Genomic DNA, 16,194 nt, shown 5'->3' with positions numbered 1-16,194 from the left:
TAAATACAATACCACCCTACTGATTAAAGCATAATACACTTATAATAATCAAAAAACGGGTGAACCGATGATAGAGATGCGAGGGCTATCACGTTCCTTCGGCAACAACCGGGTCGTGAACAACCTTAACCTTACTATAAACGAAGGCGAAGTCTTCGGCTTCCTTGGCCCGAACGGCGCGGGGAAGACTACGACAGTACGCATGCTGGCCTGCCTGATACGCCCCACCGAGGGGACCGCTATCCTTGACGGCAAGGACATCAGCAAAGAGCAGGACGCGATGAAAATAAGGCAGGAGATAGGCTTGCTGACCGAATCGCCTGGCCTGTACGACACGCTGAGCGCGCATCGCAACCTGGAATTCTACGCGAAACTCTATGATGTGCCCGTTGCTAAGAGGGACGCGCAGATCGAGCATTATCTCAAGATGCTGGGCCTCTGGGAGAAGAGGGACGAGCCCGTCGGAGGTTTCTCGAAGGGCATGAAGCAGAAGATGGCCATCGCCCGCTGCCTGCTCCACGAGCCTAAAGTGCTCTTCCTGGACGAGCCTACATCCGGTCTCGACCCCGAAGCGTCCCGCATGGTGAGGGACTTCATCATGGAGCTGAAGGGCGAAGGCCGCACGATTTTCCTGTGTACCCATAACCTGGATGAGGCCGACCGTATTTGCGACCGCATCGGCATCTTCAAGGGGAGCCTGCTGGGCGTCGATGCCCCGTCAAGGCTCAAGAACGACCTGTATGGGCGCTCTATTTCCATACAACTGAAGACCATAGAGCCGGGGCTCGTGCAAAAGCTCGAGGCGCTCGGCTACGTGAAGAACGTGGCTATCGCAGACCATACCATCACCATGAACGTCGCCTCGCCGGAGCAGGATAACCCGGCGCTGGTCAAAGCGCTGGTCTCGATGGGCGCCGATGTGCAATTCGTGTACGAGAACAAGCATACGCTCGAAGAAGTGTACTTTAAGATCATGGGGGCGGCGAAATGAGCCTCATAAAGATACGTGCTATCGTGGAAAAAGAGTTCGACGAGATCATGAAGAACAAGATGATCCTCTCGTCGCTATTGCTCATGCCCCTGATCATGGCTATCATCATGCCCCTGGCGATGCTGCTGCCGGTATTCATGACGGGCGATGCGGGGCTGTCGGATAACGAGACGCAGACGTATATCAACATGCTCCCGGGGGCCGATAAGAATGATGTCCAGGGATCGCTGTTCAAGTATTTCTCGAGCGCCGTGCTCCCGTTCTTCATGATGATGCCCGCGTTCCTGCCGGCCATCATATCGTCGTATAGCATCATCGGAGAAAAGAAGAACCGCACGCTTGAGCCATTACTGGCGGCGCCCGTGTCCGTTTACGACATCATCATCGGCAAGGCGCTCTCATCGCTCATCCCGTCGCTCGTGGCGACCTGGATATCGGCGGTCATTTACATGTTGATCTCGTCGGGCATATCGATCGCCTTCCTGCACCGGCTCATACTCCCCGATTTTGTGATATGGGGCCTTGGGATGCTGATCTTTGCGCCGCTGATCGCCTTTTTAGGCATCATGTCGACGGTGATGGTCTCGTCGAGAGTCAGCGACCCGCGTGTCGCTCAGCAGATCAGCGCGCTGCTGATCATCCCGATCATGGCTCTGTTCATCATGCAGATGTCGGGCCTGGCCATGATCGACGTGAGGATCATGCTGGCGATGATCGTCATCGTGTTCATCGTCGATGCCATCAGCGTCCGTCTGGGTAAGTTCATTTTTGACCGGGAAGAGATCCTGACGCGGTGGAAATAACTCACACCGCGTCATTTTTTTTATTTAATGTAATTACCGAATAAAATGATCAATAAAAAGGCAGCTAGCCGAACTTTTGTGTAGGTTTAGGCGAAAATTGCTGGATCGTCGGCCTTCCCTTCGAAGGCGCCGGGTTTTTATTTCCACCATCATCGTTGGACCAGTCGAACGGGTTCAGGCTGAAGGAACAGCCCGATATCGCGATCGAAACGACAAATATCATTATGACTAACAGTATCAAAGATTTACGCCCCATTTGTAAAACACCTGATAAATACTTATCATGCCAATTCTATATAATAATTACCGCTTTACTAAAAAGCGATTGAACCTGGCCAGATAATGGCCATCGCGATTACGCTTTTACACTAACAGTTAAATAGATAAGCTAATTATATAAATAAATGAATGTGAGCAGCATGAAGTACTTGTTACTAATATTTCTAATTTCGGTAGCCGCCGGGATAAGCGGCTGCTGTTGCTGTTGCTGCGTGCCGGTGCCGGTGAACGTGCCGTCGCAATCACCGTATTCGCAGTGGATATCGACGCCTACGCCGACCCCAACGCCGGTCGTAACGCTTGTTCCGACCACTACGCCCTCGCCGACTGCTACGGTGACGCCAACGGCAACGCCTACGGCCTCCCCGATCCCGACGCCATATCCGACGATGCCGCCATGGGCTTAAACCTTGTAGCTATCCCAAAAAACGATATCCTCGAGAGGCTTCCGGTACGAGCCAGTCGCAAGCATCCTTATAGAGCTATTTATGAATGAGCCGCCGGGACTCTCTGCCGGATACCCGAGGGGCATGACAACGACTACTCTCATCGCATCAGGAATATTAAGGATCTCTTTCACCTCGTCCTCGTGGAAGGCGCCCAGCCAGCATGTGCCCAGCCCAAGTTCCACGGCCTCCAGCATCATGAACGAGAAGGCGATCGACACGTCCACGGTGTAGGCGAGCTGCCCGCAGGGCATATAATAATCGGTCCCGACCGCGCAGCCTACCAGCGTCACGGGGGCCTGCTCGATGAACCTCTGGCCCATGCACGCCGGAACAAGCTTACGTCGCGTCTCCCGGTCCTTGACCACGATGAAACGCCATTCCTGCCGGTTCTTCGCCGATGGCGCCAGCCTTCCGGCCTCCAGCACCTTAAACAGCTTCTCTTTCTCGATGTCCTTATCGGCGTAGGCTCGAACGCTTTTGCGCTTACTTATCGCTTCAAGTACATCCATATGCGGCCCCTCGAGTGATCAAATGATATCCTTTCGATATATCCTTACCATCTCGCCGTCCCTGTCCATCTCGTCGCCCATGTACTTCCAGCCCTTTTTCTCATAATAACCCTTAAGTGGCGTGTACAAGTAGATTTCCCGGTATCCAAGCGCTTTTGCCTTCTCGATGATGAAGTCCTGAAGCGAGGAGCCAATACCCCGGGAACGATACTCGGGGAGTACGAAAAGGTCCGCCATCCACGGGAATAGGTCCTGCCGGGAGAACAGGTCGGCACGTAGTAATGCCACGGCGCCTGCCGGCGCACCATCGAGAAATGCCACGTAGACCAGGGGAATGTCGTTATCCTTGCCGTGGGCGACCAGGCTCCGGTAAAACTCGAAGTTGCGAGGATTGCCCCAGAAGCCCCATAGCCACCCTGCAACAGTTTCCTGTATACCAGGGCATTCCGTAATATTCCTGAATATTAGACCGTTCATCCAGTAATTTACAGGGCTGACAGGCTATAATATTTTTCTTCGCCGCTCAAGCTTGCACTCCATCTTTCCGGATAACTCCGCATGCGATCATTTTTATCTGGCAATCGAAAACATTATAATAAATTCTAGTATAATAGAAAGGTTTTTAATGGATTACCCTGTAAATATATTTGAACACGTATAGTGTTCAGTAGGGGAACAAATATGATGGAAGTATGTGCAGTAGAAGAATTTGCCGATGTATCATTGAGCTTGCATGATGAGAACCTGGATCTTTATATCTCGTATATAAGGCAGGTAGAGCAGGAGTTCATTTCGTCGGCGGACGCGCTACTGGCTGACATCGGGTTAGCACATCTAAGGGTAGCATAAGGCCTCTCACGCTACGCTGGATATTACCGTCAGCAAAAGCTTACGGTAGATCATTTTTATACGCGTTACCTTGGGGGCTGCCGGAAAACCTTATCAATAGTAAATCCTAATGGCTTATTACCATGCTGTCGCCTAAAGCTTCGAAGCTGCCCCCTTTCTATGTTATGGAAGTTTTAGAAAGAGCCCAGGAGCTTGAGCGCTCGGGTCGGAGCATCATCCACCTTGAAGTAGGCGAGCCGGACTTTCCCACGCCCGCCCATATCGTGGAGGCGGCCAACGAGGCGCTGGGCCGGGGCGATACGAAATATACTCATAGCATGGGGCTTCTTGAGCTTCGTGAGGCCATCGTCGGATCCTATAAAGAAAAGTTCGGCGTCGACATCAGCCCCGACCAGGTCATCGTAAATTCGGGCACAAGCCCGGCTATGCTTCTTTTGTTCATGGGCCTGCTGGAGCCCGGCGATGAGGTGATCATGGCGAGGCCGCATTATGCCTGCTATCCAAACTTCGTCGACGGTGTGGGCGGCAAGACCGTGTTCGCCCCCACAAAAGAGACGGCCGGGTTCAGGTTAGAGCCCGATGTGGTAAAAGGGCTAATAAGCCAGAGGACTAAGGCAATCCTCATTAACTCACCGGCCAATCCTACGGGGCACGTCATGGACTCGAAAGAATATCGGGATATTTGCGAGGCGGCGGGGACCATACCCGTTATTTCAGACGAGATCTACCAGGGCCTCGTTTACAAAGGTAAAGACCACTCCATCCTCGAATTCACGGACAACGCCTTCATCCTCAACGGATTTTCCAAATTATACGCCATGACCGGCTGGAGGCTCGGGTACCTCATCGCCCCGAAAGACTGCGTCAGGCCGCTCCAAAAGCTCCAGCAGAACTTTTTCATCTGCGCCAACAATTTCGTGCAGCACGCCGGAGTGGCTGCCCTCCGGGGGCCGCAGGGCCATATTAAATCCATGGTCGCCGAGTATGACCGTCGTAGAAAGTACATGTTGAGGCGGCTTGGCGAGATCGGCCTGCCGGTGAAAAGCGAGCCATCGGGCGCCTACTACGTGTTGACTGATGTCCGGCAGTACAGCATGGACTCGCTCAGCTTCAGCAGGGACATTCTCGAAAAAGCCGGAGTCGCCGTAACGCCGGGCCTCGACTTTGGCGCCGAAGGCTACCTCAGGTTCTCTTATTCCAACAGCCTCGAAAATATCGAAGAAGGCATGGACCGGCTGGATAAATATTTACACAGCCAGTAAGGCTCGCAGGTTCCCGGGGATGATGCCCAGGACGCATTTTATATCTCTTTGAGCATAATGGCCATGATGCCCTGCTTCGAGGACTGCTGGGGCGGGAACCCGAACGAGGCCGACTCCAGGCTCGACGAGCCGCCGAACATGTCGCTATTCATGCGGTCGATGATCTCGTCGAAGATACGCTTATAGGCTATGCAGTGTGGGTCGACGCCCTTGATCTTGCCATCATAAGGCGCCATCGCATTATAGGGGCAGCCTCCGCGGCAATAATTAATATGCGTGCAGTCCTTGCAGTGCTTATCCACGTATTTCTTGTACCTCAGCATCAGCTTCCCCGCCTTCGAGCCCATCAGATCCTCCATCGTAGGGTGGTCGTGGACGTTGCCCATAACGTAGGTGGGCATGCCGACGTAGCGGTAGCATGGGTATATGCTGCCGTCGGGGCCGATGGCGAACGTGTCGCCCATGCAGTCCACATACGTGCAGACGGTACCATGGCCGGTGAAGATGCACTTGCATAAGTGGTCGATGTTCATGACCTCGATCTTTCCCATGTTCTCGAGGTACTTGTCCAGGAGGTATACGAGTAATTCGCCGTACTCTTCCGGGTCGAGGGCCCATTCCCCGGGCTTGTTACTCCGTAAAGACGGCAGGGCAGGGTGAAGCTTCAGGGTCAGGTCGTTCTTCAGGAAATAGTTGAATATTTTTTCTTTTTGTTTTACTGAATAGGATGTGAACGTGCAGATGAACTTAACGTCGAGGCCGTTCTCTTTTGCGATCCTGTAGCCCTTCATGGTCCGGTCGTAGTAGCCCTCCGACCGCTGCATGTCGTTCAGCGCTTTGGGCCCGTCCAGGCTGGAGCCGATCGGGATATTATACTTCGCCAGGACCTTCGCTATCTCGGGCGTCATGAGCCAGAGGTTGGTCTGCATGGCGAACGCGATCTTCCGGTCCTTCAAGCTCTTCGAAAGCAATGCAAGCGATTTATTATAAAAATCGGCCCCGGCGAGGAGCGGCTCGCCGCCGTGGAAGGTGAACGTGACCGCCTCGCCCGGCCGGAACTCTTTCAGCCACTCGACCACCTCTTTGATGGTGTCGACGCTCATCTTCGGGGAGTCCGGATCGGAGCTCCAGCAATAGCTGCATTTAGACGGGCAGCCCAGGGTCGGGATCAGCATCACATGGAAAGGCATTTGGTACGCCCCTATTGGTCTTTAACGATTACCGTATGCCGCTAAAGACGAATAAGTTTTCGCATCCCGTCATAGCTGGTACGGGTTGGGCTTTACTTCGGCCAGCTTTCCTGCCATATAATCCTCAAACGCTTGTTTTACCGTGCCCTCGGCACCGCTGAACATCGGGATCCCCTTATCCATAAAAACGCGTACCATGCAGGAGCCGATGCGGCCGGCGAGCACGACCTCTACGCCCCTGTCCGAGAGAAGCCCGGCCTTTTTCTTGTCGTCGTCGGGCACACAATGAACGACCTTAACAGAAACCAACTTGCCCTCTTTCGCATCCAGGATCGCGAAATATTCGCTCCGTGCGAAGTGCTCGCTAATCTTCGATCCAAGGCCTTCGGGTGATACGACGGGCACGGCGAACCTGGTCATACATTAACATTAACTACGCGTGGCAGCTTAACGTTGACCGTCCCGGGCCTGCTCTATAAAAAAATTTGCGGTTAAATGCCCTTAGTGATGTACATGATACCGACCAACTCATTTGCACGAGGCATACCTGGTAAACGATTACACCTTAAACACGGGACCTGGTGGTCGATTTTTCCACTACTACCGGTCACGTTTCGTGTGCATATCGGCGATTACTTATAAACACTATTTCAATGTCTTTATAATTTGATGAGGAAGTACCAGATAGTCGATAAAAGCTTATCCCGCATGTACCGGTCCAATTATATGGCCCTGACCCGTGCTGAGCAGGAAGGCAACTATGGCTGCTGGTGCTATTTTGACGAGAACCTCTTTTGCCAGGAGCGCGAGGGCTGCGAGAATTGTATGATCATGTGTAGATAGCCCCGGTGAGCCGGCCTTTCGAAATATTTTTACCCTGCTAAGGCGATAAGGGCTTATATGCAACATAACGAAATTAAGTATGTCCGTGCCTCGGATATCTCTTCATATTATATGTGCCCGAGGCTCGTGTACTTTCAGCGGCGCCAGGTACATGCCCTGGCCGTTGCTGCAGTCAGAGCGGATTTTTTTAAAGCGTTATCGCACTCACTGGGCTCAGTCATGTTATCCCCGAGGCCGGAACTGGCCCTCGACGATGCCATTACGAGGGCAAGTGACGACTCGCTCCTCATATACGGTCCCTCATACGAGCAGACTATTGTGGGATCAGCGGCCGAGGCCCGGGAAATAGCGATGCAGATCGTCACAGGCCTAATACAGGAAAAGGGCCAGCATGGAGAGGAAGCGCTCATGGGCATTCTCTTTCCTCGCACAACGGGCACCACGCTATATTCCGAAAAGCTCCGCATATCGGGCACCGTCGATAAGATAGTTATGGCCGGGGGTGCTCCCGTTCCGGTGATCATTTCCCCATCACAGCCCCCGAAAAACGGGGTTTACGCATCGGACCGGATACGGCTCGCCGCTTATGCGATGCTCCTCGGAGAAAAGTACGACGCTCTCTGCTCTTTAGGCGCCGTCGAATACGTGCCCGGATGGTGTCTGAGGCGGGCAGAGATAAGATACGAGGATAAACGAAAGGCTCTCTATGCACGAAACAGGGTAATGGACATGGACCGGGGCAGGATGCCCGAGGCGGAGCGGGGCAAATGGTGCGGCGCATGCGGGCACTCCGACGCGTGCAGCGTAAAGCCGTCGCTGCTGAGCAGCCTGTTCAAATGAACCCTCGTAACAATAAAGAGGCCACAAAGCGTAATATTAGCTTGATGAATATGGAACTGGGCTGGATATTATTGGTGGCAGGCGTGCTCTTCCTGCTGGTTGAGCTGGCTTTACCAGGGTATTTTGCGGTCGTGCCCGGGACGATCCTGGTGATCGTGGGCGGGCTGATGATCCTGTTCCCGGGGCTGGTCACGTCTCCCCTCGGTGTCGCGCTGCTGGTCGTGTTAACAATTATCGTCAGCGCTCTTACGATAGCGTTCTATAAGCGTCTGGCTCCCGTCCAGAAGCCATTCACTACCAGCATGGATTCGCTCGTAGGCCGGGTCGGGGAAGTCATAACGCAGGTCTCGCCGGATTCCATCGACGGCAAGGTGAAGATCGATTCCCAGGTCTGGAGCGCCACGTCTGACGAGTGCATCGATGCCTGCCAGAAGGTAAGCGTCGTTAAAGTATCTGGAGTCCATTTGTTCGTTAAGAAGGTATAGAAAAAAAATATATCAATTCGTTAGATTTAACTATAATCGTTAGGAAGGTAAAGCATTGGAGTGCATTGTTAAGAAGGTATGATCATGTTACTACAAGCATTAACCGGAGCAGAAGTGCTATTTGGCGTCGTTGTGCTGTTCTTCATCGGCGTCATCATCCTCATATTAGTATCGGGCATCCGCATCATTCAGCCCTACCAGCAGGGCCTGTGGATCCTGCTGGGCCAGTACAGGGGCCGTTTAAACCCCGGCTTTAACTGGGTCATTCCCCTGGTGAGCAACGTCATCAAGCTGGACTTGCGTACGCAGGTGCTGGAAATACCGAAACAGGAGGTCATCACCAAGGATAACTCGCCCACGAACGTGGACGCCGTTATATACATTAAAGTGGTGGACCCTGAAAAGGCATACTTCGAGGTCACCAATTACCGTATGGCGACGATCGCGCTGGCTCAGACGACCTTAAGGAGCGTCATCGGCGACATGGAGCTCGACGAAGTGCTGTATAACCGTGACCTCATCAACAACCGCCTGAGGGACATCCTGGACAAGTCCACGGACGCCTGGGGCGTGCGGGTCGAGGCCGTCGAGATCCGTGAAGTGGACCCCGTCGGGCCCGTCAAGGCTGCCATGGAGGAGCAGACCTCCGCCGAGAGGCGCAGGAGGGCCGCGATCCTTCTGGCCGACGGTAACAAGCGTTCCGCTATCCTGGAGGCCGAAGGTGCCAAGCAGTCGATGATCTTAAAGGCAGAAGGCTCGAGGCAGTCCAAGATCCTGGAAGCCGAAGGTACCCGTGTATCGAGCATCCTGCAGGCCCAGGGCCAGGCCCAGTCGCTTCGGCTCATATCGCTGGGCGCAGTGCCGCTGGATAAGAAGGCCCTCACGGTGCTTTCGCTGGACACGCTTTCGAAGATGTCCAACGGCCAGGCCACGAAGATCATATTCCCGTTCGAGATCTCGAAGCTCGTCGAGCAGTCCGCAAAGTACCTGGGCGCATCCGAAGAAAAGGTCCCCGAGGTTGGTGCCGAGATGGACGTCGAGCGTCTCGTGGGCAAGCCCGAGGACGTGCTCGGCAAGATCCCCAACCCCGACGAGCTAAGGGCTGAGGTAGCAAGCATCGAGTCCCAGCTCAAGAAGGACCTTGAGGATACCGCCAAGACCACGAAGGACCTCAAGAAGCTAGGCGCCGAGAAGCCTTCGGAGTTTATGGATAAAAAGTAATTGGAAAAGGCATGTTATATGCCATTTTCCCTTTTTTTATAGGTCATGCGGTCACTCAACGAGCACACCGTAGGCGTTCTTCAGCTTTTTATTCTGCTCGTCCACCGCCTTACTGATGAAAAGTTCCGGGGCGTCAGTATCCACGAGCAATTTTTGCTCGTAGCTGTACCAGTCGCTCTTATCCACATGCGAAACGTCGAAGCCATACGGGGTCAGGTACTCCTGGATACCATGCAGGTACATAGACTTTAGCTGGCCGACATCCATGAACTCGTTATCGACTATTAGCTCTACGACATTTATCATATGGATACCCTCATTCTGGAAATCCTCGCGGGAGTATTAGAAAGCAACTTATGTTTTTAGCGGAAATTCGGCCAAAAAACGATGTTCTTAACGCTTGCATGGCAAGCGCCATGCCATTACGTAAAGTATATGACACAACAAGCCTTTCTTTTTCTAATAGTAATGTTGTAGGAGCATGGGTTATGGATCGGATCTACTATCGTTTTCCTCAGAAGATAGACTTCGAGCAGCGCTATGGATTTAACGGCGACCTGAAATATCTCGCCCGGGTCATGGCGAGCATGTACGGCAAGTCCGGCCACATGGAGATCGACACGGTGGGGCCGAACGTGAAGCGGAACCCCGATGCGATCAAGGCGCGCCGGGACATCAAGGTGGACATCGTCCAGAACCGGCTCGACTTCGTTCCGCTGAGCCAGGTGACGCTGCAAAAGGAGCTGCCCTCGATACCGGCGAGCGGTACTGTCGACTTCCGGTTCACGGTCGGCTACACCTACATGGACAGGAACTACGACAAGATGTCCCTCGTCGACGACGTATTCCTTGTCAGGGCCACCATGAACGCCGACCTGACGCTGCAGATCGCCCAGACCCACGGCCAGGGCAGGACCATACCCGAAGAAGTGGCGAATACCATCGAGACGGTGATGGAACACTTCAAGGGATAATACCGGAGGAGCCGCGTAGTGCCGTCGTCACCGAAAAAAGAACAGATGGCCCGCGCCATTCTCTCGATCCTTACCATCTTTTGCCTGATCATCACTTATACGGCAGGCTCCGCCTCTGCGGAAACCTACATCTTCGACTGCACCGCCCGGTCACAGGTCCGCATCACGCAGACGACGATAATCAGCGTGTCAGGCCTTGACCCGATGACGATCCCCAACGGGTCGAAGATCCTTTATAACGCGTCATACCCTTCCTCATCCAACGTTAACGGCTATTTCATTTCATCATCCGGCGTACAGATCAACGCCGATCCGGCACCGTCGTCCATTTCCGGTATCATGACCGACAAATACGGGAACAAGTACAAGCAGCTCGCCTGGGACATCGACAGTAATTCGAGCCGGTCTTTTGATATCGTCGTCACGACCGGCTTTTATGCGGACATCAAGGGCGACCTTAGCCCTCTCTCCTATGAGGACACGATTGGCACGTCCGCATATCCCGAGTACAGAGCGCCGACGGACATGGTGCAGTCTGACGCTCCGGCCATCATCAACAAGAAAAACGTATTGCTCTCGGGCGTGACATCGCAGGCTGAGGCCGTGGACAGGATCATGAACTTCGTCAAGACGAGCATCCCCGTCGACGACCCGGACGTTCCCAAGGATGCGCTTTCCTCACTGAGCAGCTCGAAGGGCAACTGTGTGAACCGCGCCCACCTTGCGCTGGCGCTGCTGAGGAGCGCGGGCATACCGGCACGCTGTGTCCAGGGGCTTGTCTATGGCGACGAATATACCGTATCGTATACTGTCGACGGCGGAAAGGGCGTGACGAAGATCACCTGGGGCAACGGCCCGCACGTATGGGTCGAGGTCTACTACCCGGACGAAGGCGCCTGGGTGGCGTACGACCCGTTCATGGACAAGGGGTTCGTCGATAGCCGGCACGTTAAATTATCTATTGGCAAAGACGACAACCCGGACGACGCTTCTACCCGGGGCGACGTGGGAATGCTCTACATTGACGGTGCGAGCCCGTCGGTGACCTTTACTTCCGACGTATCCTCCTCCAGCCTCCAGGATTCCATCTCGCTGCGCTATAAATACACGAAACAGTCGCCGAAGGGCGTGTTCATGATCGCCCGCGAGCTTCGCTCGTCCCTCGCGCCTACCCCGGCTCCTACGCTTAAGCCGAATAACACGACGGTCACGCCGACGCCATCGCCAGTTATTTCGTTGGTTCCCACGACACAGCCGACTATAATTCCGGGCGATAATGCAAAACACAACGTTTCCGGCACGATCGTCGACGCCTCCACGGGCGCTTCTATCCAGGGCGCCACCGTAGTGCTGGACACGGTCGAAATATCGGCCAGCCAGACAGGTAAGTTCGCTTTCCTTTACGCAGTGACCAACGGCTCGTACGTGCTGAGCGTGAGCGCGCCAGGCTATATGACCGAGAAGCAGGTGCTCATGCCCAATAATGCGGACATCGACGTCAAGGTCAAGCTCGTGTCCCTCTCGAACTCTACCACCCCGACGCCTACGGCCAAGCCCTCCCCTGCGCCCGGCATCCTGCTCGCTCTTGCCGCGCTGGCCGGCGGCATGCTTCTGCGGAGGGGACGAGCGCCGTGAGCGACCTGGAGCTGGCCGTTGCCCGGGCTTTTCAGCTTCGGGGCAAGTCCAGGCTTAATCGTACGGAGTTTACCTTTGCCCTTGCATACGAGCTCAAGTGGTTCACGCCCGAGGAGAGTAAGGATGTGCTGGATGCGGCCTTGAAGCAGGGCCTGCTTAAGGAGGAAGGCGGTAAGCTGGCGCCCACTTTTAACGTGAAGGGAGTCGTGGTGCCTGCCGATTTTAAGCCCGGTATGGCTATTTTAGAAAAAAAGAGCCTTTTTGACAGGACTTTGGATCTGCTGGCTTCTGCAGGCATTGACCGGGCGACTGCTCTCGAAATGATCGGTAAGAAGCAGAAGGAGTATGGCGGCCTTGTGACGCCCGAGGTGGCCGCACTTATTATAGCTAAAGAGAAAAAGCTCAATATCGAGCCTTACGTGGATGAAGCGTACCGGCAAGTCCTTGAAAAGAAATATTGAGTTTATTTTTTCATGGCCTCGCCATGCATCTTAAAGTGAGCCAGCAGCGCCTCGACCTGGATACGCTCGTTACCGCCCTCGGTCAGCCGGAAGTCAGCCTCTCCTATACGGTCCACGAGCGCAACGAGTACATCCTCGTCAAGCCCCAGCGAAAACATGGAAGCATAGATCTGGTCGATGATATCGCTGCCCGACAGCCCATACTTGATAAGCAGATCGTCAAGCTTGTTGCGGGAGTCCATGAACTGCCCGTTAAGCGCCAGCTTCAGCATCTCCTCGATCTCCTTAGGCCGGGCCGTGCTCGTGGTCTCGTAGACCGCCTCGGCGGTGATGTCCTTAGACACGGTGGAAGCGGACTGCAGCGCGTTAACAGCCCTCCGCATGTCCCCGCGGGCCACGTAAATGATGGCGTCCAGGCCGTCTTTAGTGATTTTAATGCCCTCGCCTTTCTCGATGCGCCGGGCCATGGTCTCGATGTCCTTAGGGCCAAGGGGGCCGAAACGATAGACGGCACAGCGGGACTGGATGGGCTCGATGATCTTGGATGAATAGTTACAGGAAATGATGAAGCGGCACGTCGCAGTGTAGCGCTCCATCGTGCGGCGCAGGGCCGACTGGGCGTCCGACGTGAGGGCGTCCGCCTCATCCAGAAAGATGATCTTGAACCTGGCGTCCCCCAGGGGCGCGGTCCGGGCGAAATTCTTTATGTTATTCCGGACGACATCGATCCCCCGCTCGTCGGAGGCGTTCAGCTCGGTAAAATTATTCTGCCATGTATCGCCGAACATGTCCTTGGCGAGCGCGACGGCGCAGGCCGTCTTTCCGACGCCGGGCGGCCCCGAGAACAGCAGGTGGGGCAAATTACCCGTCTTCACGTACGACTTAAGCCTCCGGACTATCTGCTCCTGCCCGATGACCTCGTCGAGCGTCTTCGGCCTGTACTTCTCTGTCCAAACATCGTCCGATGCCATCTCGATAACTTCCACCACTATAATGGTCATTCTACGCTTTAAATTTTCTTGGCACTGTGATAATTTCGGCCAAACATTATGAAAAGAGAATTGATAGTCTCATCCAGTAGGTGGAGGTAAATCATGGCAGCGAGAGACATCACGGATGGGGCGATAGCGGGGGCCATTACGGGGCTCATAATTGGCTTACTGACGATCATACTGGGAGCTATCGGCCTGGCATCCATAGGGCAGTATATTAACATCAATAACGTGCTGGGAGGCTTCCTTCCAGGGGTGAGCGGAGCGGGGCTGACGATATCGGCATCGATCGTCTTACTGATATTCCTGGCTATCGTCGGCCTGATACTGGGCATCGTCTTCGGGGCCCTGTATGAGCGTATACCGACGAGCAGTGCCGTCAGCAAAGGCGTCGTCTTCATGGTGGCGATCTGGGTCATCTTCGGCCTGCTGATCCCGCTCATCCTGGGACTTGGCGCCGGGGCGCGGGCTGCGGGCGTGACCTTCGCGAGCATCGTCACCTCGTTCATAGCGTCCATCATCTGGGGCGCGATCCTTGGCGCGGTGTTCACGTGGGTGGCCAGGCGTGCGGCGGCTCCGACGAGGCCAGTAGTCCGTACACCGCCCTGAGCGCAGGATATAGGTCGGCTACTGTGCCGGCCGATTTTTTTAATTATATTTTGATAATTCTAAGGCTTCTGTAGCGTTGATTTGTTCGGTTGGTATCACGAACCTCACCAAAGGAATTAAAACACGAATTTTTCTTTAAGATTTTACTCACGAAGCCCCGAATGCCCTAAAACACCGTCAACGCCCGAACTCTCGAATACGCGGGGCAGTGCTCGAAGACACGGACGCTCTAACCCGAAAGGAAGGCTATAAAGCTCAAAAACACGCTTGAAACTCGAAACAGCCTTGCACCAACACTCTAAGAACACGGTTGGAACCACGAGTTTTATGTGCAATCGGGGACTGTCCCGTTTTTTCTGTAAATTGGTGTTTTAGCCCCGTGGTTCTCATTGTTCGTTTCGGTATACGTTGATATGTCTTTTATCCGTGGCAAATTCTTCATTTACGTCGATAAGCATGGAAACCACGACTCTCAGTACTGAATCGTCGTTTGGAAAGGCTCCTATGGGCTTGATTCTTTTTTTGATCACTGAGTGGATGTTTTCCAGGGTGTTTGTTGTTCTAAGCTTCGGCCACTGGTAAGCGGGGAACGCAAGATAATTGAACAGGTCTTCCAGGTTCTTTTCGATGATACTCCCCGCCTTCTCATACCCCTTAGCCTTCAACTCTTCTGAAAAGTTTGCCAGCAGGTGAGGGGATTCCATGTGCTCTTTAAGAAGCTCATTCACCGCCCTCCTCTCCTTCATTGGCACTGTCTTCAACACGTTCCTCCTGAAATGGACGTGACAATACTGCCATGCACTCCCCAGGAACTCTTTTCGAACAGCCTGCTTTATGCCCCTGTGACCGTCGCTGACCACCAATCTCACTCCTTGCAGCCCTCTTTTCAATAGTTCCTGGAAGAACTCCTTCCACGAGTCCTCATCTTCTCGTTGCATCACCCTCACACCGATCATTTCCTTGTACCCCTCCTCGTTGATGCCCATAGCCGTATACACTGCCTTGGACAGGTACATGCCATGATCCCTCACCTTAATGTAAGTGGCATCCACGTAGATGTAAGGCATCACCCCCAATGGCCTCGAGAGGAACTCATGGACCGCCTCGTCAAGCTCCTTAGTGATCCTTGACACGGTACTTCTGCTCACGTCCACATCGAGCAGTGACAGCACGTTCTTCATCTTCCGAGTGCTAATGCCCTGAAGGTAGGACTCGCAGATCGTGTTCACGATCGCCTGCTCCGCCCTACTGTACCTGGCGAACACGCTAGTCTCAAACGGCACACCACGAAGCTGAGGCTTCTTCAACTCTACCCTGCCATACCGAGTGACCAGGTCCCGATTCTTAGACCCGTTACGATAAGCCATCCTCCCATCGGTCCTCTCGTAAGGCCGGGCCCCGGCCTGCTCACAGGCCTCGGCCTCCATCACGCCATTCAAAAACTCCCTGATAACATTCCTCACCGCATCTTTATCAAACTCAAAATATTTCTCATCAGACTCCGTACTACTAATTGGCCTTGTACTTCTCATATTGTATCTCTCCAAAATACCTTATGAGAATACAGGGCTAAATATATAACACCAAAAATATAATTTTACAGACAACTCGGGACAGCGCCTGCAATCGTTTAGTGCAGTTAGAGTCTTAGCCGTGCCTTCGAGTGTTCGTGCTCCATCGTTTAGCGTTTCAGACGTGCATTCGAGTTTTAGAGCCTTCGTTTCGGGTTAGAGCGTTAGTGATTTCGAGCACTGCCCTGTGGATTAGTGCCGTTAGAGCATTGATGGTGAGTTCGAGGCTCA

At 53.8% G+C, this 16,194-nt stretch carries 21 protein-coding genes; 13 read left to right on the top strand and 8 right to left on the bottom strand.

Annotated features, from left to right (window positions below; genetic code table 11):
* Window positions 1-67: 67 nt before the first annotated feature.
* Window positions 68-991 (top strand): ABC transporter ATP-binding protein, encoded by a 924-nt coding sequence (locus MCP_RS09335; RefSeq protein ID WP_012900596.1) that lies wholly within the window; start codon window positions 68-70, stop codon window positions 989-991.
* Window positions 988-1,794: an ABC transporter permease subunit gene (locus MCP_RS09330; RefSeq protein WP_012900595.1), complete on the top strand. Its 807-nt coding sequence runs from the start codon at window positions 988-990 to the stop codon at window positions 1,792-1,794. The genes MCP_RS09335 and MCP_RS09330 overlap by 4 nt, the downstream gene beginning before the upstream one ends.
* A gap of 64 nt (window positions 1,795-1,858) precedes the next feature.
* Here the strand turns inward: MCP_RS09330 and MCP_RS15700 are convergent, their stop codons facing one another.
* The gene (locus tag MCP_RS15700; RefSeq protein ID WP_012900594.1) at window positions 1,859-2,050 is read right to left on the bottom strand and encodes a hypothetical protein; all 192 of its coding nucleotides are present in this window, start codon (window positions 2,048-2,050) and stop codon (window positions 1,859-1,861) included.
* Between the two features lie 148 nt (window positions 2,051-2,198).
* On the opposite strand from MCP_RS15700, the gene MCP_RS15960 reads away from it, so the two are divergent.
* Window positions 2,199-2,480 (top strand): hypothetical protein, encoded by a 282-nt coding sequence (locus MCP_RS15960; RefSeq protein WP_128860018.1) that lies wholly within the window; start codon window positions 2,199-2,201, stop codon window positions 2,478-2,480.
* Here MCP_RS15960 and MCP_RS09320 read toward each other — a convergent pair.
* Entirely contained in the window at window positions 2,477-3,031 is a 555-nt protein-coding gene (locus tag MCP_RS09320; RefSeq protein WP_012900592.1) for a nitroreductase family protein, read from the bottom strand. The two genes, MCP_RS15960 and MCP_RS09320, sit on opposite strands and share 4 nt — an antisense overlap.
* 18 nt (window positions 3,032-3,049) lie before the next feature.
* On the bottom strand, window positions 3,050-3,508 hold the full coding sequence (locus MCP_RS09315; RefSeq protein WP_012900591.1) for a GNAT family N-acetyltransferase: 459 nt from the start codon (window positions 3,506-3,508) through the stop codon (window positions 3,050-3,052).
* Between the two features lie 246 nt (window positions 3,509-3,754).
* Between MCP_RS09315 and MCP_RS16165 the strand changes: the two genes are divergently transcribed.
* Complete coding sequence (locus tag MCP_RS16165) at window positions 3,755-3,880, top strand: hypothetical protein (protein WP_269445981.1); 126 nt, start codon at window positions 3,755-3,757, stop codon at window positions 3,878-3,880.
* 122 nt (window positions 3,881-4,002) lie between these two features.
* Window positions 4,003-5,142, top strand: coding sequence for a pyridoxal phosphate-dependent aminotransferase (locus MCP_RS09310; protein ID WP_012900590.1), 1,140 nt, complete (start codon window positions 4,003-4,005; stop codon window positions 5,140-5,142).
* Window positions 5,143-5,180: 38 nt separating this feature from the next.
* On the opposite strand, the gene MCP_RS09305 is transcribed toward MCP_RS09310, so the two are convergent.
* Window positions 5,181-6,332: a TIGR04083 family peptide-modifying radical SAM enzyme gene (locus MCP_RS09305; RefSeq protein ID WP_012900589.1), complete on the bottom strand. Its 1,152-nt coding sequence runs from the start codon at window positions 6,330-6,332 to the stop codon at window positions 5,181-5,183.
* Window positions 6,333-6,401: 69 nt separating this feature from the next.
* Entirely contained in the window at window positions 6,402-6,752 is a 351-nt protein-coding gene (locus MCP_RS09300; protein ID WP_012900588.1) for a NifB/NifX family molybdenum-iron cluster-binding protein, read from the bottom strand.
* A gap of 249 nt (window positions 6,753-7,001) precedes the next feature.
* Here MCP_RS09300 and MCP_RS15870 point away from each other — a divergent pair, with 249 nt between their 5' ends.
* The 4 genes from MCP_RS15870 to MCP_RS09285 all read left to right on the top strand — a co-directional run bounded on the left by MCP_RS15870 (window position 7,002) and on the right by MCP_RS09285 (window position 9,721).
* Complete coding sequence (locus MCP_RS15870) at window positions 7,002-7,175, top strand: hypothetical protein (RefSeq protein ID WP_173332320.1); 174 nt, start codon at window positions 7,002-7,004, stop codon at window positions 7,173-7,175.
* A 219-nt stretch (window positions 7,176-7,394) separates the two neighbouring features.
* A complete protein-coding gene (locus MCP_RS09295) occupies window positions 7,395-8,015 on the top strand; it encodes a CRISPR-associated protein Cas4 (RefSeq protein WP_231845052.1) in 621 nt (206 codons plus the stop codon).
* Between the two features lie 44 nt (window positions 8,016-8,059).
* Window positions 8,060-8,500 (top strand): NfeD family protein, encoded by a 441-nt coding sequence (locus tag MCP_RS09290; protein WP_231845207.1) that lies wholly within the window; start codon window positions 8,060-8,062, stop codon window positions 8,498-8,500.
* 84 nt (window positions 8,501-8,584) lie between these two features.
* Window positions 8,585-9,721, top strand: coding sequence for an SPFH domain-containing protein (locus MCP_RS09285; RefSeq protein ID WP_128567279.1), 1,137 nt, complete (start codon window positions 8,585-8,587; stop codon window positions 9,719-9,721).
* A 51-nt stretch (window positions 9,722-9,772) separates the two neighbouring features.
* Here the strand turns inward: MCP_RS09285 and MCP_RS09280 are convergent, their stop codons facing one another.
* Window positions 9,773-10,027, bottom strand: a complete 255-nt coding sequence (locus MCP_RS09280; RefSeq protein WP_012900583.1) for a hypothetical protein — start codon at window positions 10,025-10,027, stop codon at window positions 9,773-9,775.
* A gap of 182 nt (window positions 10,028-10,209) precedes the next feature.
* Here MCP_RS09280 and MCP_RS09275 point away from each other — a divergent pair, with 182 nt between their 5' ends.
* Genes MCP_RS09275 through MCP_RS09265 form a run of 3 tightly spaced genes read left to right on the top strand, consistent with a single transcriptional unit; the run spans window position 10,210 to window position 12,791 of the window.
* Window positions 10,210-10,695: a hypothetical protein gene (locus MCP_RS09275; protein WP_012900582.1), complete on the top strand. Its 486-nt coding sequence runs from the start codon at window positions 10,210-10,212 to the stop codon at window positions 10,693-10,695.
* Window positions 10,696-10,713: 18 nt separating this feature from the next.
* On the top strand, window positions 10,714-12,330 hold the full coding sequence (locus tag MCP_RS09270) for a transglutaminase domain-containing protein (RefSeq protein ID WP_012900581.1): 1,617 nt from the start codon (window positions 10,714-10,716) through the stop codon (window positions 12,328-12,330).
* The gene (locus MCP_RS09265; protein WP_012900580.1) at window positions 12,327-12,791 is read left to right on the top strand and encodes a DUF2240 family protein; all 465 of its coding nucleotides are present in this window, start codon (window positions 12,327-12,329) and stop codon (window positions 12,789-12,791) included. The genes MCP_RS09270 and MCP_RS09265 overlap by 4 nt, the downstream gene beginning before the upstream one ends.
* 2 nt (window positions 12,792-12,793) lie before the next feature.
* On the opposite strand, the gene MCP_RS09260 is transcribed toward MCP_RS09265, so the two are convergent.
* On the bottom strand, window positions 12,794-13,792 hold the full coding sequence (locus tag MCP_RS09260; protein WP_012900579.1) for a replication factor C small subunit: 999 nt from the start codon (window positions 13,790-13,792) through the stop codon (window positions 12,794-12,796).
* 93 nt (window positions 13,793-13,885) lie between these two features.
* Here MCP_RS09260 and MCP_RS09255 point away from each other — a divergent pair, with 93 nt between their 5' ends.
* Entirely contained in the window at window positions 13,886-14,392 is a 507-nt protein-coding gene (locus tag MCP_RS09255) for a DUF6789 family protein (protein WP_012900578.1), read from the top strand.
* Between the two features lie 386 nt (window positions 14,393-14,778).
* On the opposite strand, the gene MCP_RS09250 is transcribed toward MCP_RS09255, so the two are convergent.
* Window positions 14,779-15,924, bottom strand: coding sequence for an IS256 family transposase (locus tag MCP_RS09250; protein WP_128859930.1), 1,146 nt, complete (start codon window positions 15,922-15,924; stop codon window positions 14,779-14,781).
* Window positions 15,925-16,194: the final 270 nt, after the last annotated feature.

The sequence above is a fragment of the Methanocella paludicola SANAE genome (assembly GCF_000011005.1).
Lineage (GTDB): Archaea > Halobacteriota > Methanocellia > Methanocellales > Methanocellaceae > Methanocella > Methanocella paludicola.
This window is presented reverse-complemented; position numbering and strand designations above follow the sequence as displayed.